Raw genomic sequence first — 24,828 nt, 5'->3', positions numbered from 1 at the left:
GCGGAGTAATTCTTAGCTAAAGAGTTGCGGAAATAATCCCTTAACACCTGCCGCAATCACTTCAATACCTATGGATAGCATTAATAGCCCCATAAGACGGGTAATCACGTTAATCCCCGTCTTACCCAAAATTTTATAAATGATGGATGCCATTCTAAACAGGCCAAAACTGACTAAACCAAACACAATCACAGTGATGAACATGGCAATAATGTTCGACAATGAATTATGCTCGGCGGCAAAGACAATTACTGAACTGATAGCACCAGGTCCCGCCATCAGTGGCAAGGCCAAAGGCACCACCGCCACCGATTCCATTGCCGAGGATTCTCGGTCTTCTTCTTGGTTGCGTTTCACTTCGCCTAATTTACCTTGCAACATCGACATCGCAATAATGGCAATCAAGCTGCCACCCGCGATCCTAAAGGCTGATAACGAAATGCTGAACATATTCAGAATGTGCTGCCCCGCCACAATTGTGACTAAGAGGATCACCACAACCGCAAAGTTGGCCACTTTACCCGTGTGATTCCGCTCAGCCTCCGTTTGATGGCTGGTTAAGCTCACAAACACAGGCAACAAACCAACCGGATTGATGATAGCAACGAGGCCAAGAAAAAATTTAACGTAAAGAGTTAACTCCAAGGGACTATCCTTATGTGCGTGTCACGCCGTCTTCATCAAAATATGCTTGAGGGCAAGTATAGTATCTCAAGCGCTATTGACTGAAAAATGAGATTTTTGAGGTTAAATCACAACTTCGAATAATATTTAGTTATCGAAGCCGATGCATTTTCAGCGCAATTTTAAACAAACAAGTTACCCTAAGTGTAGTTTTATTACATAAAAGCCCGATATTGTCGGTAATATCACACTTTCAACGCGGTTTTAGGTGTAATTTTCTACCATAAAGAGGATTTAGTGAATGACTTGATTCACTAAATCTTTTTAGGAGTATTAATCATGACAGTGACCAATGCACAAGAACTGGATCTCATGGTCGAGCGTGTGGCAAAAGCACAAGCCGAGTATGCGACGTTCAGCCAAGCGCAAGTCGATAACATTTTCCGCGCAGCCGCCCTTGCCGCTGCCGATGCGCGTATCTCGCTGGCGAAAATGGCAGCCGCAGAAACCCGCATGGGTGTCGTTGAAGACAAAGTGATCAAAAACCACTTTGCCTCTGAGTACATTTACAATAAATACAAAGATGAAAAAACCTGTGGAATTTTATCTGAAGATGTCACCTTCGGTACTATCACCATTGCTGAACCCGTCGGCATCATCTGTGGCATAGTGCCCACCACTAACCCCACATCGACAGCGATATTTAAGGCTTTAATCAGCCTTAAAACCCGTAACGCGATCATCTTCTCGCCCCATCCTAGAGCCAAAACATCTACCACAACGGCAGCAAAATTAGTGCTTGATGCAGCCATTGCTGCTGGCGCGCCCAAAGACATTATTGGCTGGATTGATGAACCCAGCGTCGCACTGTCAAATCAATTGATGACACACCCAAGGATCAATTTAATTCTCGCAACCGGTGGCCCAGGCATGGTAAAAGCCGCCTACTCTTCCGGTAAACCTGCTATTGGCGTCGGTGCGGGTAACACGCCTATTGTTATCGATGAAACCGCCGACATAAAACGCGCAGTCAGTTCGATTCTCATGTCGAAAACCTTTGATAACGGTGTGGTTTGTGCGTCAGAACAAGCGGTAATTGTGGTTGATAGTATTTACGAGCAAGTCAAAGAGCGTTTCGCGACTCACGGCGGCTATATGCTATCGAAGGATGAAACCGCGGCGATGCAGCAGGTCATTTTAAAAAATGGTGGCTTAAATGCCGATATCGTTGGCCAAAGCGCCGCCAGTATCGCGCAAATGGCGGGCTTTGAAGTGCCGCACTGGACCAAAGTGTTGATCGGTGAAGTCACCGACATTTGCGACAGTGAGGCCTTCGCCCATGAAAAATTATCACCACTGCTTGGTATGTACCGCGCCAGCGACTTTAACGATGCCATGGATAAAGCCGAAGCCTTAGTCGCGCTTGGCGGCATTGGCCACACATCAGGGCTTTATACCGACCAAGATACCCAAACAGAACGTGTGCATGCCTTTGGTTTTAGAATGAAAACGGCGCGTATTTTGATCAACACCCCAGCTTCACAGGGCGGCATTGGCGATCTGTACAACTTCAAACTGGCACCGTCACTCACTTTAGGCTGTGGTTCTTGGGGCGGCAACTCGATTTCAGAAAACGTTGGCCCGAGTCATCTGATCAATAAAAAAACCGTCGCTAAGAGGGCCGAAAACATGTTGTGGCATAAACTTCCTGCATCTATCTATTTCCGCCGCGGCAGTTTACCCATCGCGCTCGAAGAACTGAACGATAAAAAACGCGCGCTGATCATCACAGACAGATTTTTGTTCAACCACGGTTATTGCGACGAAACCATGCGGATTTTAAAGGCACAAGGCCTTGAAACCGAAATCTTTTACGATGTTGAAGCCGATCCCACTCTAGCCATAGTCCGTCAAGGCGCTAAGGTCGCTCAAAGCTTTAAACCCGATGTGATAATTGCGCTCGGCGGCGGCTCACCAATGGATGCGGCTAAGATTATTTGGGTAATGTACGAGCATCCAGATGTGGATTTTGCCGATCTCGCACTGCGCTTTATGGACATTCGTAAACGTATCTACAAATTCCCCAAAATGGGCACCAAAGCCATGATGGTGGCAATTCCAACTACCTCAGGTACAGGTTCAGAAGTCACGCCTTTTGCGGTAGTGACAGACGAAATTACCGGTAAAAAATACCCGATTGCCGACTATCAACTCACGCCCAATATGGCGATTGTTGATCCAAATCTTGTGATGGACATGCCTAAATCCCTCACCGCCTTTGGTGGCATAGATGCGGTGACCCATGCATTAGAAGCCTATGTCAGCGTGATGGCGAATGAGTACAGCGATGGCCAAGCGCTACAAGCCCTCGACTTACTGTGCAAATATTTACCCGATGCCTACAACTTGGGTTCACAATCACCTGTCGCCCGTGAAAAGGTCCACAATGGCGCCACTATTGCGGGTATCGCCTTTGCTAACGCTTTCCTTGGGATTTGCCACTCAATGGCACACAAACTGGGCGCCGAGTTCCATCTCGCCCATGGCCTAGCCAATGCGCTGCTGATCAACAACGTAATACGCTTTAACGCAACGGATCTGCCCACTAAGCAAGCGGCCTTTAGCCAATACGACAGGCCAAAAGCCCTGTGCCGTTATGCTGCCATCGCAGATCACTTGAAACTAGGCGGAAAGACGGATGAAGAAAAAGTCGAAAAATTGCTTGAGAAAATCACACACCTCAAGAAGACGATTGGCATTCCTGCTTCTATCCAAGAAGCCGGTGTCAACGAAGCCGACTTCCTTGCCAAGTTAGATGAATTAGCCGAAGATGCGTTCGATGATCAATGTACCGGTGCCAACCCACGTTACCCCTTGATTAACGAGCTGAAACAACTATTCCTCGATAGCTACTATGGCCGTAACTATAGCGACAACTACTAGGTATCGCCTACCGATGCTAGGCACGAGCTTAATAAAAGCCGCGCGACAACAACTAGGTTATCGCCTGCCAATGCTAGGCTCGTGCTTAATAAAAGCCGCGCGACATAAATGAAGAAGCCCTCGAATGAGGGTTTTTTATTGCGTGATGTTCCGTGAATGACCTAATTAAGGAGTCGATGCGTTAATCGATCGCACGCAAAATGACTTCACTAGCAGCTAACTCAACTGGGCATCACTCACTTACGATCACTAAGCTGAACATCACAACAAACTGTGACTAACGCTGTGCCAGTACATAATCAATGGCGCTGGTGATGGCTGCAACCTGCGCCAGATTACATTCGGCAGGCGTGGCCGTTGGGCTATCTGGGTACACTTCTGTCGTTGTGTTATAGATACAGCCAGTGACACTGCTGCAAAGCCCTAATGACTTAAGCGGATAGTTAATCACCCCGTGCTGCACCACAGTCGAGCCAATGATCTCGCCTTTCTCATCGGCAGGAGCAATGTGCGTCACTTTACTCACACCATCAATAATGGCTTTCTGAAAGGCATCCATTGAGTTTTCGGTATCACCCACAGCATAAAAACCATCTGGGATAGTTCCTTTGACGTACTCTTTTCCATCACGGGCGCAAAGTGCTGGACGAAATTCTAATTCATCGGAATCCGTGGTTTCATGTAAGTCCACATGCACATCAAAATCTTGCTCTACGGATGCGACTAAGGCCATCAAGGCCGCCGATTCTTCCGCTGGACTGTTGGCATAAAATGAACGATTAGGATCGATAGCCTTAGGGTTCCAACGATTGATGGTTTCGTAACCCCAAGGACTCACGCACACGGCGATCACAAGATTGACGCGATCAACATAATGAGCCGCCTTATCCGCTAAAAATGCCAGGGCACCATGAACACCGCTGGTTTCGTAACCGTGCACGCCACCAGTCACGAGCACGGTTGGCTTTTGTGGATCAAACTGCTGGCTTTTTACCGCAAATAATGGGTAACGATCGGCATTAATCGATAAGGCGCCATATTGCACAACGGTAAGCCCAAGTGCCAAGAGTGCAGCTTCCATCGCCTTGAGTGGCGTCACGACATCGTCCTGATACGAACGCTTGATTTGGGTGCTCGCCAGCCATGCGGCTTTTTCAGACTCGCCCCATTTTTCACCAGCGGTGCCGATGGGATAAAAGGTTAAATTTGCCATAATTCCTCTATTTTTAGTTCTATTCGGTAAAGTTCTTTTTATTCAAGTTATTTGCACTCTAGTGCTTTCGTTCAAACTCTTTTCGCTCAAGCTTTTTCGTTGAATTACTATTCAGTCGAATAATAGTGCTCGTGTTTGGATGATAAATGAGTACAGTCAACCTAAAGCACTAGCTGCATGGGAATATCACGGATCCCGCCGCGTTCTCGCTCGGGTCCAAGGGGCACAAAGCCAAAGCCTAAGTACACAGCCTGCGCATTCAGCGCCGAGTTCACGGTAAATATGCCCGAATTGCCTTGGGCTAAACATTGAGCTTTGGCATGTTCCCACAACATTCGCGCCACGCCTTGCCCCTGCGCATGGGAGGCGACAAAGAGATGGTATAAGTGACTATTCGTCTTCATCCCCACTACACCTGCGAGTTGGCCCGAGTCCGTTATGGCAACATGGTACTGATAACCCATAGCAAAGTAGCTACCAATCGCTTCTATCGACATGGCATTAACTAAGATTGCAGCGCCCTCTGCAGTGCAAGTTGGGGCGATAAATTCTTGGGTTAATTGAGTGAGTAATACGCTTATTTCAGGGATGTCAGTTAAGGTTGCGGCTCGAATGTTCATCTTAACTCCTTGATTAAAAACATTTCATGACATAATAAAAAGCCAGAACAGAGTTCTGGCTTTGTTAAAACGCTGAACAAAGTGCACTTAATTGAAAACGCTTAGCTTATTTAAAGCGCTCCGCTTAAAACACTCTAATAGCCAACTCGCCGATGATAACCCTATCGGACGAGCCTTGCTTCTATGGGCTTTCGTCGGTGCAAAGCCCATAAACGCACGGGTCGTTATTGCTTAGTCCAGCGGTCCATCCAACCGAAGACATTAGCATACCATTGCTCTAAGTTTTCAGGTTTTAAGATCCAATGGTTTTCATCAGGGAAAATCAATAACTCAGATGGGATCCCTTTGCGCTGCATAAAACTGAATGCCGCTAAACCTTGACCATATGGGACGCGGAAGTCCTTCTCACCGTGGATAACCAGCATGGGTGTTTTCCAGTTTTCAACATAATTCACTGGGTTAAACTTCTCATATAAGGCTTTGTTATCTGAATAAGTGCCGCCAAACTCATGCTCTGCGAACCACACTTCTTCAGTCACGTAATACATAGAACGCATATCGAACAGACCCGCGTGGTTAACTAAGCACTTGAAACCGTCGTTCCAGTTACCTTGGATCCAGTTCATCATGTAGCCGCCGTAAGAACCGCCGAGCGCACAGGTGTTTTGCGGATCGAGCCATTTTTGTTGCTGGCTCACCGCCGCTAGACCTTTTTGCAGATCTTCTAATGGCTTACCACCCCAATCTTGGCTGATTGAATCCGTAAAGGCTTGGCCGTAACCGGTAGAGCCGTGGAAATCTACCATAACGACGCCATAACCCGCACCCGCCCATAATTGGGCATTCCAACGACCACTGAAGGCATTACCAAATGAACCTTGCGGCCCACCGTGAACGAGATAGGCAATTGGGTATTTTTTCCCTTCTTGGTAGTTCGCCGGTTTGATCCAGTAACCGTAAACGTCTTCATTATTCCAACCTTTAAAGCTGAACTGTTCAAACTTACCAAACTTGATCTCGGCCAATTTGTCTTTATTCACTTCGGTCAGACGTTTAAGCCCTTCACCTTCAGTCGTAATGCTATAGAGATCGCCCGGTTCAACTAAGGTTTTGCTATCGAAAATCAGTTGTTCGTTAGTGACCGCAATTAAACTGTTCGTGCCATCACTGTAGACAGAACGCACATCGCCAAATTGGGTATTCACTTGGAAAATAGAGACTTGACCTAGGTCTTGTGCCGTCACATACAAGGTACGATTGTCAGGAGCAAACATCAGTGAGCTTGGGCTGCGATCCCATAATGGCGCAACTTCTTTGGTTTGGCCTGTGCTAGTATCGCGCAGCATAATGCCGTAACGATCTGCTTCAAAACCCGGTTTTTTCATTGCTAAATAGGCCATGTAACGACCATCGCTCGAAAATGTTGGCTGCGCATCCCATGCAAGATTGTCTTTGGTTAAGTTGGTTGCGGTGCCGCCTGTCACTGGCACTTGCCACAAATCATAGTTAGTGGTCCAAGCTTGATCTTTGCTAGGGGCTTTCGCGCTATAAACCACAAACTTACCGTCTGGGGTGAAAGTTACTTCTTCCATACCCGAGAAAGGTTTTGGCGGCGTTTCAGTATCTAAACCTTGAGTCACATCCACTACTTTAGTCAGTTTTTCACCGTTTACAGCGCCAACAAATAAGTGGTTACGGGCGTGGTCTTCCCACGTATCCCAATGGCGAACCATTAACTGCTTGTATTCACGGCCAGTCGATTTACGCTCAGCTTCGGCGGTAAATTTATCCTTTGAGCAGGCTAAGTCCTTACACTCGGGGAATACACGCATGCTGAGTACAACTTGTTTACCGTCGTTTGATAATTTGTAGCCATCAATATCCAAAGGTAAATCAGAAACTTGTACCGCTTCACCGCCCGTTAATGGCAGTTGAAATAACTGGCTTGAACCACTGCGACTGGCAAGGAAATAAATCGACTTGTCGTCATTGGCGAAGCTCACATCGTGCTCAGTGCCCGTGGCAGAGGTCAATTGCAGTGGTTTCGCCTTCGTGTCTATCAAATCTAATAGATACAGATCCGAGCTGGCCTCTCCCTTATCGTTTACCGTTTTAAGACCATAAACTAATTTAGTGCCATCATGGGACACAGTCGCAGAGTGCATCTTATTGAGTTTAATGAGTTGTTGCACAGTAAAAGGCGTTGGATCGGCCGCTTGGGCTGATAACGCCAGTCCCGCAGCGCCGAGCGCCAATAGGAGAGGAGCTATTTTCATTGTTATGTCCGTCTTTGGTTAAACTGGTTCGATAGTTGCGTCAATCATTGCAAGGGTTCTATTGAAATTGCAATAGTTCTACTGAGTTGCAACCGCACGAATGTTAAAAACGATCTGAGATCGTATCTTTCGAAGATAAGCTTGCCACACTATCGAAACAAAAACGCTCAGGCAAGCCAAATGGCGAACCTGAGCGTATTTTTTTGTGACAAAATGTCAGTGGCGCAACGTTTTACCTCAAGAACAGATATCAGAACTCAAACTTAAGCTATTTTGCTTAAAAAGCCATCAAGTTCAATCCGCTGCATCCTCACCTTTACGCTTTCGCGTTGGCAATATTCACTTTCCAAATTGCTGGGCCAGTTTCATGGGCGTTCACACCATGCGAATCCACAGCCACAGTCACTGGCATATCTTGCACATCAAACTCGTAAATCGCTTCCATGCCCAAATCAGCAAAGGCCACGACGCGAGAATGTTTAATCGCTTTAGACACTAAATACGCAGCGCCGCCAACGGCCATTAGATATACCGCTTTGTGTTTTTTGATCGATTCAACCGTCGCTGGGCCGCGCTCAGCTTTACCTATCATGCCCATCAAGCCCGTTTTCTCTAACATTAAGTCAGTAAATTTATCCATACGAGTTGCTGTGGTTGGGCCCGCAGGACCGACAACTTCAGTACCGACTGGATCAACGGGGCCAACGTAGTAAATAAACTTACCGGTAAAATCCACGCCTTCTGGCAGACCTTCACCGCTTTCAATCAGGCTTTGAATGCGCTTATGGGCAGCATCACGACCTGTGAGCATTTTACCGCTCAGCAGAATGGTTTCACCGCTCTGCCACTGCTCGATATCCGCTTGAGTCACAGTATCTAAGTTAACGCGGCGCACATCATCACCCACTTCACGGGTGATTTCTGGCCAATCAGACAATGATGGTGGCGTCAATTCCGCAGGACCTGAGCCATCTAAATGGAAATGCACGTGGCGTGTAGCCGCGCAGTTAGGGATCATCACCACTGGCTTTGACGCCGCATGGGTGGGCGCCGATTTGATTTTAACGTCTAACACTGTGGTTAACCCGCCAAGACCTTGGGCACCTATGCCTAAGCTATTCGCGCGCTCAAAAATGTCTAACCGCAGCTTTTCTTCGGTCGTTTGCGCGCCACGGGCCATCAACTCATGGATATCCACGCTTTCCATCAGCGCTTCTTTGGCTAATACGGCCGCTTTTTCTGCTGTGCCGCCAATGCCTATACCCAGCATACCCGGTGGACACCAGCCCGCGCCCATGGTCGGTAGCGTTTTTTCTACCCAAGCGGCGATATCGTCAGATGGATTTAACATCACCATCTTAGCTTTGTTTTCACTGCCGCCACCTTTAGCCGCAATCGCCACTTCGATATGGTTGCCTGGCACCATGTCGATATGCACCACAGATGGCGTGTTATCTTTGGTATTTTTACGGCTGCCCGCAGGATCTGACACTATTGATGCGCGCAGTGGGTTATCAGGATTGGTATAGGCACGACGAACACCTTCGTCGACCATTTCCTGAATCGTCATATCGGTTTTGTCCCATTGGACACCCATGCCCACTTTCACGAAAGTGGTCACAATCCCAGTGTCTTGACACAGAGGACGCTTACCTTCGGCCGACATACGCGAGTTAATTAAGATCTGGGCAATCGCATCCTTCGCCGCCGCACTTTGTTCACGCTCATAAGCTTGGCTCATGGCATCAACAAAATCCTTCGGGTGGTAATAAGAAATGTATTGCAAAGCATCCGCCACACTTTCAATAAAGTCGGCTTGTTTAATCACAGAAGTTTCAGACATTTTATGGTGAGATGACATAGTAGGAGCGCTCCAGCAGCCTTTGCGGCCTAACTTGTTTTTGTTTAATTCTTTCTGGGCCAATATGATACTCTTTCACATCTTTTTGGGCTACATCACATTTTGAATAGGGTTAATCGATGGCAATTAGGGCGTCAAAACAGCTTGCATCACGCCAACTTGACTGGACATTAAGTACCGCAGCACTGTTCGAACACTTTGCAAATGACACTTGGGCAATTCTGTTAGATTCGGCGAACGCGCCGCATCAAGACGCCAGATTCGACATCATTTGCGCCAATCCTATCGCAACGTTAGTGACTCAGGGCGAGCGTAGCGATATAAAGCTCATCGATACGAGCTTGAGCTTACCCGAGGCAATAGACCCAAACCGTGATCCCTTCGAGTTACTCAACACTTTATTAACCCATTGGTATTCAAAATCTTTTGATTGTGATTTGCCCTTTAGTGGTGGCGCAATGGGCAGTTTTAGCTACGATTTAGGCCGCAGAATTGAATCCCTGCCGATAACGGCCAAGCAAGATATACAACTGCCAGAGATGAACATCGGCTTTTACGACTGGGCGTTAGTTTTTGATTACCAAGCCCAGTGTTGGCATTTATTGCACTATTTAGGTGAAGCGGCACTCGACATTGAGTTGAATAAAATTCAAGATAAAATCACTAAAAAGCCAAATTCCGCCGCATTCATGCTCACTAGCCCATGGGCAGCACAAATAGACAAAGCTCAATACACGGCCAAATTTGCAGCAGTTCAAGCCTATTTGCACAGCGGTGATTGCTATCAAATAAATTTAACCCAAAGATTCGAAGCCCATTATCAAGGCGATGAGTGGTCGGCCTATAGCCAACTGAGCAATGCCAATAAAGCGCCCTTCTCGGCCTTTATGCGTCTGCCGCAAAACACGATTTTGTCGATTTCACCCGAGCGCTTTATTCAGCTTCGCGGTGACGATATTCAAACCAAACCCATCAAAGGCACACTGCCGCGTCATACCGATCCCGCATTGGATGTGAAAGCCGCCAATACACTGGCAAACTCACCAAAGGATCGCGCCGAAAATGTCATGATTGTCGATTTACTGCGTAATGATATCGGCAAAGTGGCGGCAGCAGGCTCAGTACGTGTACCGCATCTATTTGAGATTGAAAGTTTTCCTGCGGTGCATCACTTAGTCAGTACGGTGACTGCCAAGCTTGATAGCCGATTCACGGCGAGTGATTTGCTGCATGCAGCGTTTCCCGGCGGCTCAATTACCGGCGCACCGAAAATTCGCGCCATGGAAATTATTGAAGAGCTCGAACCTTCACGGCGCAGCCTTTATTGTGGATCTATGGGTTATATCAGCCAAGACGGTCAAATGGATACCAGTATCACCATTCGCACTATTGTGGCAGAACAGGGCAAACTCTATTGCTGGGCTGGCGGCGGCATAGTGGCGGATTCAGAAGTGAATGCTGAGTACCAAGAAACCTTTGATAAGATCAGCCGTATTTTACCTTTGCTTGGCGCTGCGTCACAAAAGCCGTAAGCTTTAATACTAAACAGTCACGAGAACGTCGATGGATCAAGCGGAATTTAGACTCAGATTTAATCTGCACCCTTTAGCGCGGCAAGATCCAGCGGCATTTCCTCACCTTGGACTGCGCAAAGCCGCGGTGTTGATCCCACTGCTGGAGATTAACGGTGAGCTGAATCTGATTTTAACCCAAAGACCGATGCATCTGCGCGCCCATCCGGGGCAGATCAGTTTCCCTGGCGGTAAAATTGAGCCCTATGATATTGATGCGATTGCGGCCGCGTTAAGGGAAGCAGAAGAGGAAATTGGACTCTCAAGGCATAACGTCGACGTGGTGGGCACGTTTCCAGCCCACAATACCTTCACAGGGTTTGAAATCACTCCTGTGATAGGCATTATCAAGCAGGCATTTGATTTAAAACTCGATCCCGGTGAGGTAGCCGATTGCTTTACCGTGCCATTAAGCTTTTTTATTGAACCGAATAATCGCCACCAAAAACGCTTTTTACGCCAAGGGCGCTATTACAGCGTGCATTTTATTCCCTATCAACAACGGTTTATCTGGGGTGCGACTGCCGCGATTATCGACCATCTGTGCCGCCAATTAAGTATTCCTGCCGATATCCTCTGACTTCACTTGCCATTGCTAAACCGTTAAAAAGCCAAACTGTTAAATTAGCCAAACAATGGCTAGCTTAAACCACCAAATGGATATACAAACCGGCGACAATCGACGTTAGCAGCAACATGGGAATATTAAACCAATAACCCATACGACTGTGATGGGCGACATAATAGTTAAACGCTAAACTGACCAAACTAATACCGCCACAAACCCAAATCAAATACTGCAATAATTGGGTTTCATGTGGATCCCAATGGACTCTAAATGTCGCGCCACGGGTCAAATAGGCCCCAACTTCACGGTCTGGCCTTGCATCACTAAACACTAATAGCGCATAGACGGCTATTGCCCAGCCTAAAATGGATAAGGTCGCAAGGATAATTTGAAATATTCTAGTCTTGCTCATACCGCCTCCCGCCGTTTAACTCACTATATCGCTCAATATCGATATTATTAACCTCAGGATACCTTTTTCAGCTTGAGAAAAGCCACCAGCAAGGTAATATAAACCTCCAAAATTTTCATATAAAACGTTTCGTTGGAGAATTAAGCAACAATGAGCATTGCATCTGTCGCATCTGTATTTAAAGGTGAGCACGCCGTCGGTTCTAAAGTCACAGTGCGTGGCTGGGTCAGAACCCGTCGTGACTCTAAAGCCGGCATCTCTTTTTTAGCTGTTTACGACGGCTCTTGCTTTAATCCTATCCAAGGTGTCGTGCCCAATAGCTTAGATAATTACGACAACGAAGTGTTAAAGCTGACTGCGGGTTGTTCTGTTGTGATGACAGGCGACGTGGTGGAATCTCCTGGTGCAGGCCAAGCATTTGAGCTGCAAGTGACTGAACTTGAAGTCGCTGGCTGGGTTGATGATCCAGACACTTACCCAATGGCCGCTAAGCGTCATTCAATTGAACATTTACGCGAATTAGCGCACTTACGCCCACGTACTAACATTATTGGTGCCGTTGCCCGCGTGCGTAACTGTCTATCCCAAGCGATTCATCGCTTCTACCACGAAGAAGGCTTTATTTGGGTATCGACCCCACTTATCACAGCATCAGATTGCGAAGGCGCCGGTGAAATGTTCCGCGTATCGACCTTAGATATGGAAAACCTGCCGCGTACTGAAGCGGGTAAAGTCGATTACGATAAAGATTTCTTCGGTAAAGAAGCTTTCCTGACCGTATCAGGCCAGTTGAATGCTGAAACCTACGCCTGTGCACTTTCAAAAGTGTATACCTTTGGCCCGACTTTCCGTGCTGAAAACTCAAACACTAGCCGCCACTTAGCGGAATTCTGGATGGTTGAGCCTGAAGTCGCCTTCGCTAACTTAAACGACATAGCTGGCCTTGCCGAAGCTATGTTGAAATACGCGTTCAATGCCGTATTGACTGAGCGTATGGACGATTTAACCTTCTTCGCCCAACACGTTGATAAGACTGTGATCGACCGTCTGCAATCTTTCGTTTCAAGCGATTTTGCTCAAGTAGATTACACGGATGCGGTTGAAATTCTGCAAAACTGTGGCAGAACCTTCGAGTTCCCTGTGTCTTGGGGTATCGATTTATCTTCTGAGCATGAGCGTTACTTAGCCGAAGAACACTTCAAAGCCCCTGTGGTAGTGAAGAACTATCCAAAAGATATCAAGGCCTTCTACATGCGCTTAAACGATGACGGTAAAACCGTTGCCGCGATGGACGTGTTAGCCCCAGGTATTGGTGAGATCATCGGTGGCTCTCAACGTGAAGAGCGTTTAGACGTGCTAGATATGCGTCTAGCCGAAATGGATCTGAACCAAGAAGATTACTGGTGGTACCGTGATATGCGCCGTTATGGCACAGTGCCACATGCAGGTTTTGGTCTAGGGTTTGAGCGTTTAGTATCTTACGTGACGGGCGTGAACAACATTCGTGATGTTATCCCTTTCCCACGTGCACCGCGCACTGCGAACTTCTAATCTCCCTTAACTTGGGACTGCATAGCTAAGACATCTCTATTAAGCCTTAGCAAAACGAAAGGAGCTGAATATTCAGCTCCTTTTTTGTTCGTCCGTTTTAGTCACATCACGCGGCAAACAACCATTAATCCGCCAGACTCAACGCCTGCGCAATATATTCCGCGACTCGCTTGGCAGCAATATCATCGATTGACACCAACTTAATATGGCGACGAAATTTGCCACTGCCTTCGAGTACCTGATGAGGATCGCTAAGATTCGCGCCTAAGCTAAACTCCAATGAAACATGCTGTTTATAGGCAAACACACCACCAAAACTGGCTTTGGTGCTAAAGAGTATACCGCCGTATTTAACGGCTTCAGTAATGGCCCGCGACGATGTGGTAGCGGCAGTTTTGACCTCCTGTCGCACCCCCTGCACTATTTCAAACAGACTAGGGCTGGTACATAAAATATCTTCTAACAGTTTTTCAAGTTGCGGTTGCTCTTCCATCATGATCTCTTCACCTCTCATACAAGCAAGACTATCCCAGCCCGATTGTAGCGCGCTAATCGGACTGAATAACACCCAGTTGAAGCATCCATCCAAGAAATAAGTGGCGTGCAAATAAAAAGGCCAAGCGTGGAGTACGCTTGACCTTTTGCTGGAGTTGTCCAACTTAGCAAGGCTAAGTCACACGGATAAACACTGCGCCCTAGATTAAAACCCCTTCACACCGGCCATATCAGGGAGATGATGAGCAATCCCCTTGTGGCAGTCGATACAGGTCTTTTCGCCGCTTGCCAGTGACGTTGAGTGCATCTGCGCCGCTCTGGGTGATTGGCGAGTAAAGTCCATGTAAGTGAAGTTATGGCAGTTACGACACTCGAGCGAATCATTGGCCTTTAACCTTGCCCACTCATGTTCTGCCAGTTCACGACGCTTATCTTCAAACTTCTCACGGGTATTAATTGTCCCAAAAACCTTACCCCACACTTCCTTAGATGCCTGCATCTTACGGGCAATTTTATCGGTCCAGTTATGCGGTACGTGGCAATCAGGACACGTCGCACGCACGCCACTGCGGTTAGTAAAATGAATCGTCGTCTGTAACTCTTGATAGACGTTATTTTCCATCTCATGGCAACCGATACAGAAAGCTTCTTGGTTGGTCACTTCTAGGGCAGTGTTAAATCCGCCCCAGAAAATCACCCCAGCCACAAAACCACCTAAGGTCAAAAAACCTAAACTGTAATGCACACTCGGACGATTGAGTACCTGCCAGATTTTTTTCAGTTTATCTAACATGCTAACTCCTAGTGTTTTTTCTGCTCAGTGTTGGCTTTGATCAGATGTTCCATATCCACAAAGTCGTTTTCGACCAGTAACTTGGCATCTAACTGCGTCACATGACACTGAGTGCAGAAATAGCGGCGCGGCGATAACTCGGCTAAGAAGTTATTGTCCCTGTCCATAAAATGCGTGACGCTGACCATAGGCGCTTGCGAATCCCCAATGCGGCTACGAGCATGGCAAGCCATACACTTGTTCACTTTAAGATCAAGCTGATAGCCGTCGATCTTGTGTGGGATCACCGGTGGTTGCATGGGATAGCTGCGCACTTCCTTCACATCGGTATTACGCACACTTTGCATCGCAGGTGGCGTAGGCTCGACATTGATAGGCGCTTGGCGCAGGGTATCAATTTTATCTTCGGGAATACTGGCGGCAGACACACTGGTCATGATGAATGAGCCAAATACCAATAAACCGATCGCTGAGACTAATTTTAGGGTTTTCATCGTGTTCTCCTTAAACCTTGACGATCTTCACCGCACACTTTTTAAAGTCAGTTTGTTTTGACAAGGGATCTGTCGCATCTAAAGTGACTTTATTAATGAGCTGGCTAGCATCAAACCAAGGCACGAACACTAAACCCACGGGCGGTTTATTGCGGCCACGGGTTTCAACTCGGGTCTTAATTTCACCGCGACGGGACACAACGCGAATTTCATCGCCACGGCGCAGACCGCGTTTTTTCGCATCTTCAGGGTGCATAAAACATACGGCATCGGGGAAGGCACGATATAACTCAGGCACACGTTGGGTCATAGAACCCGAATGCCAGTGTTCCAGCACTCGCCCCGTCGACAACCAGATATCATATTCTTCATCGGGCGCTTCTGCGGCAGGTTCATAGGGCAAAGCGAAAATCACCGCACGACCATCGGGATGACCGTAAAACTCAAAGCCCTTACCTGCTTTAACATAAGGATCTGTGCCTTCACGAAAGCGCCACTTGGTTTCTTTACCATCGACCACAGGCCAACGCAGACCATGAGCCTCATGGTAAACATCAAATGGGGCGAGATCGTGGCCATGGCCGCGGCCAAAGGTCGCATATTCCTCGAATAAGCCTTTTTGGACATAGAAGCCAAAGTGTTTAGCCTCATCGTTCAAATATTTAGGATCGGCATCCGCCAGCGGGAACTTATCAACATTACCGTTCTGATACAGGACTTCGAATAGGGTTTTGCCTTTAAACTCAGGGTTCGCCGCTAATACATCCTTAGGCCAGACTTCGTCTGTGGTGAAACGCTTCGCAAACTCCATCAATTGCCACAGATCCGAATGGGACTCACCCGGTGCCTGCACCATTTGATGCCAAAACTGAGTACGGCGCTCGGCGTTACCGTAGGCGCCCTCTTTTTCCACCCACATAGCGGTGGGCAAAATCAAATCGGCAGCTTGAGTCGTCACCGTCGGATAGGCATCGGACACCACGATAAAGTTGGCAGGGTTACGGTAACCCGGTAAACCTTCTTCATTGATGTTTGGGCCCGCCTGCATATTGTTGTTCACTTGCACCCAGTAACAATTTAAGTCGCCATCTTTTAGACGACGGTTTTGCTCGACAGCGTGATAACCGGGTTTAGGTGGAATAATGCCGCTTGGGATCTTCCAAATGTCTTCGGCATGCTTTCTGTGTTCAGGATTGGTCACGACCATATCGGCGGGTAAACGGTGGGAAAACGTCCCTACTTCACGAGCAGTGCCGCAGGCTGATGGTTGACCCGTCAAAGAGAATGGACTGTTACCTGGCGTTGAAATTTTACCCATCAAGAGATGAATGTTATAAATCAGGTTGTTACACCACACACCTCGGGTATGTTGGTTAAAACCCATGGTCCAAAATGAGGTCACTTTGATGTCGGGATCGGCATACAGCTTGGCCAGCGCAATCAGTTTATCCTCGGGTACGCCCGACAACTTACTGACTTTTTCGACGCTATAATCCGCCACGAAGGCTTTAAATGTCTCAAAATCAATTGGGGTTGAATCCCCCGCCGTTTTAACATTTTTCGCTTTTTTCTCAAGGGGATGTGTCGGGCGTAAACCATAACCAATATCTGTTGTGCCCTGACGGAAGTTAACGTGTTTCTTCACGAAGTCCCAGTTCACTTTATCATTCTGAATGATGTAGTTAGCTATGTAGTTCAAAATGGCTAAATCGGTTTGTGGGGTGAACACGATCGGCAAGTCGGCCAAATCGAAGGATCTGTGTTCAAACGTCGACAACACGGCCACTTTTACATGGCTGGCACTGAGACGTCTGTCAGTCACTCGACTCCAGAGGATCGGGTGCATCTCCGCCATATTCGAGCCCCAAAGGACGAAGGCATCGGCGGCTTCCATATCGTCATAGCAACCCATAGGTTCGTCGATACCGAAGGTGCGCATAAACCCGACCACGGCTGACGCCATGCAGTGACGCGCATTCGGATCGATATTATTCGATCCAAACCCCGCTTTCATCAACTTAACGGCAGCATAACCTTCCCACACAGTCCATTGGCCCGAGCCAAACATGCCCACAGCAGTTGGCCCTTTGGCTTTGATGGTCTCTTTCCATTTTTGCGCCATGATGTCGAAGGCACTGTCCCAACTGATGGGCGAAAACTCACCGTGCTTGTCGTATTTGCCATCTGTCATCCGCAGCATAGGCGTGGTTAAGCGATCGCTGCCATACATGATTTTCGACAGGAAATAGCCCTTGATACAGTTGAGCCCACGGTTCACTTCACTGTTGGCATCGCCATGGGTGGCAACCACTTTGCCGTCGCGAGTTGCGACAATCACAGAGCAGCCCGTGCCGCAAAAACGGCATGGGGCTTTATTCCACTCTAATTTAGTTTGTTCTGAGCTGGTAATTAAGTTGCTTGCGCCTGCGGGCAAGGCTAAACCAGCGGCGCCTGCAGCGGCAATCACCGCATTGGCCTTGATAAAGTCACGTCTGTTCATATTCATTCTTCACCCTCTTCGAGCACTTCACTCTGGTGGTAAACCATAGTGGCTGATAACACGCCCGGAATGGCATTGATCGCTTCGATACTGTCCATCAAGGCGCGTTGCGTCTCGCCTTCGATCAAGACGACCAATTTCACTTCGTTGTTGACGGAAAGTTCGGCATTTTCAATGGTCATTATCTGTTGTCTAACATCTGCCATTTTCTGCGGTAAGACCTGCACCACTAAACTGGTGATATGGAGTTCTTTGCTCATCCGACATTCCACTCTTATTTTTAACTATTTTATGATGTTACGTTTAACCAGCGCCCGGTGGACCCGTCAAAATTTGGCTGAACCAAATAGCAAAGCCCAGACCACTGACCAGTAGTACGGACAATAACGGTGCGAGAAACACGGTTAAAAAGATAAAGATTTTCAGTTCTAAGGATTTTTCTTCTGCGGTGCTAGCACTCATGCATCCTCCAAGAGGTGTGTTCCTGCCACTTTGAATGCGCTGCAAAAAATCGCCAGCGGCAGGTTTTATGTATATCTATTGCATCTTTGGATCACGAAGCGATCATACCTTTTAGTTGTTAACAAAATGTATACCTCCAAATTGGTAAAGCGGATGATGCTTGATCCAGATCATCAATTTGATGTGAGTATTAGTCAGATCTCAGTTTTTAAACGTTTTTTGCTATTACAAATTAGATTATTGAATTTATTTTATGATTAATAAGCGACTGAAATGGATAAATCACTGCAAGAAAACAACAGAAAACCCGCCAAAAAAACCTGAGTATTCATAAAGGAGTAGGCAATAGAAAGGTGTTAAAACATGTGAGATAACGACTTGATCCCAAAAGAAAGATATTCGGCATAAAAGCATCGCTGCCACCCAGAAAAAGCGCTCATTTTATGTGCCGAGCAGTATCTCTCATAGTTGATCACTTGGTTTTATCTGAGGTGATCACTTTCAGCCATTGAAGAATGATAACTCTAGAATAAGTAGATAACTTTGGTGTGAGTAAATAACTTTGGTACTAGTAAATAACTAGGACATGAATAACATGAGTAGATATAACGTTAAAGAAGGCCCGTTTCATGGCGCACCACTGGAGGTATATCGCGTGAGAAGCGTAAGCATAGGGAAAATAAAAAACCGAGAAAATGGTTAGTTTTCTCGGTTTGTTTAGTCATTTCTTGATCGCGTTATTGTTACATCAATCGGACAAAGGCGCTCAGCTCGACCTTTAAATCAGTCTATTAAACCTGTTGAATATGATTCAAAATGCGCTTTTCAGATATCGGATATGCCGTGCCTAACACCTGTGCAAAACAAGAGACACGGTACTCTTCAATCATCCAGCGTGCCTCGATTAACGCGGGCGGTGTCGGCATAGAACGTGGCACTTTCGCCAGTTGTGCGTTCAATGCTTCCTGTACCTTGTTGATGCTCTGCATATGCAAACGGTCACGGGTCGGATCAACGGGCAACTTCTCGACACGGATTTCAATCGCTTTTAAGTAACGCGCCACATCAGCTAAACGATTCCAACCACAGGATTCGACAAACCCTTTAAACACTAACTTGTCTAATTGGCTTTGAATATCACTCATAGCAAAGGCAATATCTAAGCTAATTTTACCCTTAAGACGCTTTTTAATGCTCTGATACAAGGTCAAAATCTGCTCAACCTTCAAGGCAATTTGCTCAGCGGTCGGGTTGAGTTCTTGGCGAACCCAATCCTTTGCCTGCTCAAATTGTGCTTGATTACGCACATCGAGGGCTTTTTCATCCAACAATTGCTGCACAGCGGCGGCAATAATGTCATCAATCAAGATTTGCACTTGACCGAAGGGATTGAAATACATCGCCAATTTCGCCTTATTCGGCAAAGCTTGCTGTAAGTGTTTCACTGGTGATGGAATGTTTAACAGCAATAACCGTCGCAAACCTTGGCGATGGGCATCTAAGGCTTCAAATTCATCATCAAATAATTTGATCGCAACACTGTCTTTTTTATCGATCAGCGCCGGAAACGCCCGCACTTGGTAATTGCCTTTTTGCTGCTGATATTGCTGCGGCAAATCGCCAAAGGACCACTCAGTTAACGCTTCTTGCTCTATACCTTTATCCGCCACCTGACGAATGGCCTTAGCCACCACGCCTTGTAACTCGGCTTTTAAGGTATCGAGCACCCGACCTTCGGCCACTAAGTTGTTTTTATCATCTTCGATTTTAAAGTTCATCTGCAAATGCGCAGGCAGTTGCGTTAAATCAAAATCTTCCGGCGATATACGCGTGCCACTCATGCGCAATAATTGCTTGCACATGGCCTCAAGCAAACTGGCACTAAAAGGCACCATGGCCTGCACACAAGCGCGGGCATAGTCAGGCGCGGGCACAAAGTTACGTCGTAAACTCTTAGGCAAAGATTTGATCAGCGCGATACACTTTTCTTCCCTTAGCCCTGCCACTAGCCAATCAAAATCGCTATCGTCGATTTGATTAAGCAGCGCCACCGGTATGTGAACCGACACACCATCATCCGCCGCCGCAGGTTCAAAGTGATAACTCAGCTGCAGGCGCAAATTGCCCTTGTGCCACGTATCGGGGAAATCCAAGGTCGAAATATGGTCGGCATTGCGCTGCATTAACAGTGCTTTGCTGAAATCGAGTAAATCCGGTTGCTCGCGCTTTGCCTTCTTCCACCAGCCAAAAAACAGCTGGGCGTTGTAAATCCCTTCCGGGATCCGCGGCTCGTAAAAGTCCACCAACACTTGCTCGTCCACCAAAATATCGCGGCGACGGGATTTATGCTCGAGGGATTCAATGTCTTCGAGCAGCTTTTGGTTAGCGACAAAAAATGCTTCTTGGGTCTGTAACTGCCCTTCTACCAAAGCGCTGCGGATAAAAATCTCACGCGCTTCAACGGGATCGATGGGGCCGTATTGCACTTTACGACGGTGCACAACCGTCAAGCCGTAGAGCACTTGATTCTCAAGGGCGATAACGCTGCCAGGTTTTGCCTCAAAATGGGGCTCCACATAGCTTTTCTTGATCAAATGCGCCGCTAAGGGCTCTAGCCATTCGGGTTCGATTTTGGCGCAGCAGCGAGCGAATAGGCGCGATGTTTCGGTAAGCTCAGCCGCCATGATCCACTTAGGGCCTTTTTTGGCCAGTGGCGAACCGGGAAACACAAAGAATTTACGATTACGGGCACCTAAGTACTCGTTATTGTTATCTTTAAAACCAACATGACTCAATAAGCCCGATAAGAGCGCGCGGTGCAAGCTGTCATAATTAGCTGGCGTATCGTTTAAGCGCCACTTTAAATCGTGCACGGCTTGCTTAAGCTGGGCGTATAAATCCTGCCACTCGCGAACGCGCAAATAGGCCAAATATTCATCGCGGCACTTTTTACGGAACTGACTAGCAGATAACTCTTTTTGTTGATCTTTTAAGTGCTGCCACAGGTTTATCCAGCTAACGAAATCGGAACTGGGATCGGCAAAACGGCGATGGGCTTCATCACTGGCTTGCTTCTTCTCCATCGGACGTTCGCGGGGATCTTGAATCGATAAGCCCGCGGCAATCACTAGCACTTCGTTCAAACAACCTAACTGCTGACTCTCGACCACCATACGCGCCAAACGCGGATCCACAGGAATTTGCGCCAAGTTGCGCCCAAGTGGTGTCAGCACTAGCTTGCCGTGTTTACTCTCAACCGCTTGTAATTCTTCGAGCAACAGGAAACCATCGCGGATATGGCGTGGATCGGGTGGCTCGATAAAAGGGAAACCGGCGATATCACCCAAACCGATGGCGAGCATCTGCAAAATGACCGAGGCCAAGTTAGTGCGCAAGATTTCAGGATCGGTAAAGGCCGGACGATTATTAAAATCCGCCTCATCGTACAAACGAATACAAATACCCGGCCCCACCCGACCACAACGGCCTTGACGCTGATTGGCGCTCGCCTGCGAGATAGGTTCAATCGGTAAACGCTGCACCTTAGTGCGATAGCTATAGCGGCTGATACGCGCCGTACCTGGGTCGATAACGTAGCGAATGCCCGGCACAGTCAGCGAGGTTTCCGCCACGTTGGTCGCTAATACAATCCGCCGACCTCTGTGACTACTGAAGACTTTAGACTGCTCACCGTAAGATAAACGTGCGTACAACGGCAAAATTTCGGTATCGCGGTAATTACGCCGACTTAATTGTTCGGCCGTATCGCGAATTTCCCGCTCGCCGTTCATAAAGATCAGAATATCGCCCAGACCCTCGGCCACCAGCTCATCGACCGCGGCAAAAATGCCTTCGATTTGATCTAAATCGGCATCGCTATCTTGCACCAATGGACGATAACGGGTTTCGACCGGAAAGGTACGGCCCGACACTTCGATAATAGGTGCATTGTTGAAATGCTTAGAAAAACGCTCAACATCTATGGTCGCCGACGTGATAATAACTTTGAGATCGGAGCGTCTTTTGAGAATTTGTTTGAGGTAGCCCAGAATAAAATCGATGTTGAGGCTGCGCTCGTGGGCCTCATCTATGATGATGGTATCGTATTGATCTAGATTGCGATCGGAGGTCAATTCCGCCAGTAAAATACCGTCGGTCATCAACTTGATATAAGAGTCACTCTTAAGCGCATCGGCAAAACGCACTTTAAAGCCAACCACTTCACCGAGCGGACTTTGTAATTCTTCTGCGACTCGGCTCGCCACACTGCGGGCTGCTAAACGTCGTGGCTGGGTGTGGCCTATCATGCCACGGCAACCTAGGCCTAATTCCAAACAGATTTTAGGTAACTGGGTTGTTTTGCCCGAGCCCGTTTCACCGGCGATGATCACCACTTGATTGCCCGCAATCGCGCGTGCAATATCATCGCGCATCAAGGAAACAGGCAGGTTTTCAGGATAGTGGATTTTAGGGCGAGCGTTACGGCGCTGCTCAACCTTCTCAAACGCCGCCTGCGCTTGCTCGCTCAGCTGAGCTAAGACTTGGGTCTTTTTATCTGAGTCGGCTTCTTTATTGAGCTTAAATAAACGACGACGGATCCGCGACGCGTCGCTCTGATAACAAAGATTAAGAAAGGCGTTCGATAGCGGATGTTTGTCTGAGTTCAAATCCAAATTCCATTGCTAGCATCAAAAACGGCGATCCTAGCAAGGAAAGTGGCGTAATGGTATTGCTAATTTACTCTGCACTCAGTATATGGCGTGTCAGTTTCGCACTGGCTCGACTTAGATTAAACCGGTGACAGATAACATTGTTGCATATAGATATTCATGGCTTTGAGCACATTGGTGCGATTAATCGTGCCAATCACTTTGCCATGTTCAACCACTGGATACACTTTAGGTTTAGGCCCTAGCATTTGTTCGGCGAGCTGCAAAATACTGTCATCTGGCCCAACGAACAGCACTTCAGTGCGCATGCAATCCTTCACCACTGAGGTCATATCACAGTGATAGCTGCTTTTAATCATCACAGCCAAACAATCCTGCTGGGATAAAAAGCCCACCAAATCGCCCGCATCATCAACCACTGCTGCGCCCATTTTATTATTATCTAACAACTTTTCGACCGCAGTCGCGAGCGACATATTAGCGCGCAGCAACACGGGCTGACGATCCATATGGTCGCGGATTTTAATTAAGTCCATAGTCTTTCCCTCGAATTAACCCTACGTTTGTAGTCTAGTCAAAATATCGGCAAGAATGTGCGATTTATATCGATTGGGCTTATCTAGTGCATAATACCAATCAAATTAAATATCTAATCAGTTCAGAGCCTCACAGGTATTTCAATCCAAGGTGCATTGACGCAGAAATGGTTATTCCCTTTTAAGTCAATGCAACACCGGAGTGGGATGCCTGTGTGACTCCCGAAGGGCGGGTTTCAACGCGCTTTATACTGCGTTTAAGGCTTTCGACAGAGCACCACTATGCCTTCAAGCCTTCGCCTTGTCTAAAGCGCGTTGAACTCCCGCTGAATGAACAGATATTTAATACGATTGGTATAATCCTATGTCAACAAGAGCTAACAGGACAAAAATAGCGTCAACAAAGGCAGCCAGAAATAGCGACTTAGAGTTAACTGAAGTGAACGCTAGAAACTGAAATCAGACAAGTATCTGATTGAGGAAGGTAATACCATCCGTCTTCGGTGATCATTTTACTTGTCATTCCAACGCGTTTTAATTCGCTATTGATACAAGCTATAAGTCGATATAAAAGCGATAGCCTACACCGGGCTCAGTCCGCACATACTGAGGTTCACTCGGGGAGTCGCCTAATTTTTGTCTTAAGTGACTGACCACAATTCGTAGATAATGTGTGTCTTCTGTATGAGCGGGTCCCCAAATTTCTTTGAGCAACTGAGTCTGAGTGACAACGCAGTTAGGTGACGACGCCAATTTAGACAATACTGCGTATTCCTTGGGTGTGAGTTCGACAATTTGATGATCAACTTTAACCAGCCTGCGACTTAAATCAATCTGTAACTTGCCGTCATCTAATATGGGTAATTTTTCAGGTTTGATATGGTCCCTTAAAATCGCCCGCACCCTTGCCAGTAACTCTTCCACGCTAAAGGGCTTTGTCACATAATCCTGCGCGCCTGCATCTAATGCTGCGACTTTTTCTTTATCTTGATTGCGAACCGACAATACAATCACAGCAACATCGGACCATCCCCGTAACTCCTGTAGCACTTGATGGCCTTCCATATCCGGCAAGCCTAAATCCAAAATAACTAATTCAGGTTGCTGTCGAGCGACAGCTGCGAGCCCTTGCTGACCATTTTCAGCTTCGGTAACGTCATAGCCCTCACTGGTGAGTGCAATCCGCAGCATGCGGCGTATTTGGGTCTCATCATCGATAACCACGATTTTTATTGCCAC

At 47.3% G+C, this 24,828-nt stretch carries 20 protein-coding genes; 5 read left to right on the top strand and 15 right to left on the bottom strand.

The features are described 5' to 3' along the window. Positions 1 to 12: 12 nt before the first annotated feature. Positions 13 to 645 (bottom strand): YchE family NAAT transporter, encoded by a 633-nt coding sequence (locus tag L5M49_RS01185; RefSeq protein WP_006081420.1) that lies wholly within the window; start codon positions 643 to 645, stop codon positions 13 to 15. Positions 646 to 963: 318 nt separating this feature from the next. Between L5M49_RS01185 and adhE the strand changes: the two genes are divergently transcribed. Further along, positions 964 to 3,567: a bifunctional acetaldehyde-CoA/alcohol dehydrogenase gene (adhE, locus tag L5M49_RS01180; RefSeq protein ID WP_263265292.1), complete on the top strand. Its 2,604-nt coding sequence runs from the start codon at positions 964 to 966 to the stop codon at positions 3,565 to 3,567. Positions 3,568 to 3,844: 277 nt separating this feature from the next. Here the strand turns inward: adhE and L5M49_RS01175 are convergent, their stop codons facing one another. The 4 genes from L5M49_RS01175 to L5M49_RS01160 all read right to left on the bottom strand — a co-directional run bounded on the left by L5M49_RS01175 (position 3,845) and on the right by L5M49_RS01160 (position 9,537). Further along, positions 3,845 to 4,780, bottom strand: coding sequence for a M14 family metallocarboxypeptidase (locus tag L5M49_RS01175; RefSeq protein ID WP_263265291.1), 936 nt, complete (start codon positions 4,778 to 4,780; stop codon positions 3,845 to 3,847). Positions 4,781 to 4,941: 161 nt separating this feature from the next. Further along, a complete protein-coding gene (locus L5M49_RS01170) occupies positions 4,942 to 5,400 on the bottom strand; it encodes a GNAT family N-acetyltransferase (protein ID WP_263265290.1) in 459 nt (152 codons plus the stop codon). Between the two features lie 224 nt (positions 5,401 to 5,624). Continuing rightward, positions 5,625 to 7,676, bottom strand: coding sequence for an alpha/beta hydrolase family protein (locus L5M49_RS01165; RefSeq protein ID WP_263257045.1), 2,052 nt, complete (start codon positions 7,674 to 7,676; stop codon positions 5,625 to 5,627). Positions 7,677 to 7,992: 316 nt separating this feature from the next. Continuing rightward, the gene (locus L5M49_RS01160) at positions 7,993 to 9,537 is read right to left on the bottom strand and encodes a fumarate hydratase (RefSeq protein WP_263265289.1); all 1,545 of its coding nucleotides are present in this window, start codon (positions 9,535 to 9,537) and stop codon (positions 7,993 to 7,995) included. A gap of 119 nt (positions 9,538 to 9,656) precedes the next feature. On the opposite strand from L5M49_RS01160, the gene pabB reads away from it, so the two are divergent. After that, positions 9,657 to 11,069 (top strand): aminodeoxychorismate synthase component I, encoded by a 1,413-nt coding sequence (gene pabB / locus L5M49_RS01155; protein WP_263265288.1) that lies wholly within the window; start codon positions 9,657 to 9,659, stop codon positions 11,067 to 11,069. Positions 11,070 to 11,100: 31 nt separating this feature from the next. Then, entirely contained in the window at positions 11,101 to 11,688 is a 588-nt protein-coding gene (locus L5M49_RS01150; protein WP_219233693.1) for a CoA pyrophosphatase, read from the top strand. 64 nt (positions 11,689 to 11,752) lie between these two features. Here L5M49_RS01150 and L5M49_RS01145 read toward each other — a convergent pair whose 3' ends face one another. Continuing rightward, complete coding sequence (locus tag L5M49_RS01145) at positions 11,753 to 12,088, bottom strand: hypothetical protein (protein ID WP_113939548.1); 336 nt, start codon at positions 12,086 to 12,088, stop codon at positions 11,753 to 11,755. Between the two features lie 150 nt (positions 12,089 to 12,238). Here L5M49_RS01145 and asnS point away from each other — a divergent pair, with 150 nt between their 5' ends. Continuing rightward, entirely contained in the window at positions 12,239 to 13,639 is a 1,401-nt protein-coding gene (gene asnS, locus L5M49_RS01140) for an asparagine--tRNA ligase (protein WP_105252305.1), read from the top strand. A 124-nt stretch (positions 13,640 to 13,763) separates the two neighbouring features. On the opposite strand, the gene L5M49_RS01135 is transcribed toward asnS, so the two are convergent. The 8 genes from L5M49_RS01135 to L5M49_RS01100 all read right to left on the bottom strand — a co-directional run bounded on the left by L5M49_RS01135 (position 13,764) and on the right by L5M49_RS01100 (position 23,589). Next, a complete protein-coding gene (locus tag L5M49_RS01135; protein WP_263202870.1) occupies positions 13,764 to 14,207 on the bottom strand; it encodes a DUF1801 domain-containing protein in 444 nt (147 codons plus the stop codon). A gap of 132 nt (positions 14,208 to 14,339) precedes the next feature. After that, positions 14,340 to 14,927: a cytochrome c3 family protein gene (locus L5M49_RS01130; protein WP_028760143.1), complete on the bottom strand. Its 588-nt coding sequence runs from the start codon at positions 14,925 to 14,927 to the stop codon at positions 14,340 to 14,342. An 8-nt stretch (positions 14,928 to 14,935) separates the two neighbouring features. Then, positions 14,936 to 15,421: a nitrate reductase cytochrome c-type subunit gene (locus tag L5M49_RS01125; RefSeq protein ID WP_263265287.1), complete on the bottom strand. Its 486-nt coding sequence runs from the start codon at positions 15,419 to 15,421 to the stop codon at positions 14,936 to 14,938. Positions 15,422 to 15,431: 10 nt separating this feature from the next. Then, the gene (napA, locus tag L5M49_RS01120) at positions 15,432 to 17,921 is read right to left on the bottom strand and encodes a nitrate reductase catalytic subunit NapA (RefSeq protein ID WP_028760145.1); all 2,490 of its coding nucleotides are present in this window, start codon (positions 17,919 to 17,921) and stop codon (positions 15,432 to 15,434) included. Positions 17,922 to 17,923: 2 nt separating this feature from the next. Further along, positions 17,924 to 18,181 (bottom strand): chaperone NapD, encoded by a 258-nt coding sequence (locus L5M49_RS01115; RefSeq protein WP_263265286.1) that lies wholly within the window; start codon positions 18,179 to 18,181, stop codon positions 17,924 to 17,926. Positions 18,182 to 18,224: 43 nt separating this feature from the next. After that, positions 18,225 to 18,383, bottom strand: a complete 159-nt coding sequence (locus L5M49_RS01110) for a nitrate reductase (protein WP_028760147.1) — start codon at positions 18,381 to 18,383, stop codon at positions 18,225 to 18,227. Between the two features lie 791 nt (positions 18,384 to 19,174). Beyond that, positions 19,175 to 23,050 (bottom strand): ATP-dependent RNA helicase HrpA, encoded by a 3,876-nt coding sequence (gene hrpA / locus L5M49_RS01105; protein WP_411569092.1) that lies wholly within the window; start codon positions 23,048 to 23,050, stop codon positions 19,175 to 19,177. Positions 23,051 to 23,172: 122 nt separating this feature from the next. Continuing rightward, entirely contained in the window at positions 23,173 to 23,589 is a 417-nt protein-coding gene (locus L5M49_RS01100) for a CBS domain-containing protein (protein WP_006081403.1), read from the bottom strand. A gap of 215 nt (positions 23,590 to 23,804) precedes the next feature. Here L5M49_RS01100 and L5M49_RS01095 point away from each other — a divergent pair, with 215 nt between their 5' ends. Then, positions 23,805 to 23,984 (top strand): hypothetical protein, encoded by a 180-nt coding sequence (locus L5M49_RS01095; protein WP_263185144.1) that lies wholly within the window; start codon positions 23,805 to 23,807, stop codon positions 23,982 to 23,984. Positions 23,985 to 24,144: 160 nt separating this feature from the next. Here L5M49_RS01095 and L5M49_RS01090 read toward each other — a convergent pair whose 3' ends face one another. Continuing rightward, positions 24,145 to 24,828, bottom strand: coding sequence for a response regulator (locus L5M49_RS01090; RefSeq protein WP_028760150.1), 684 nt, complete (start codon positions 24,826 to 24,828; stop codon positions 24,145 to 24,147).

The sequence above is a fragment of the Shewanella sp. SM74 genome (assembly GCF_025653725.1).
In the GTDB taxonomy this organism is placed as follows: domain Bacteria; phylum Pseudomonadota; class Gammaproteobacteria; order Enterobacterales; family Shewanellaceae; genus Shewanella; species Shewanella oncorhynchi.
The sequence above is the reverse complement of the archived record's forward strand: the minus strand, read 5'-3'. Positions and strand labels throughout refer to the sequence as shown.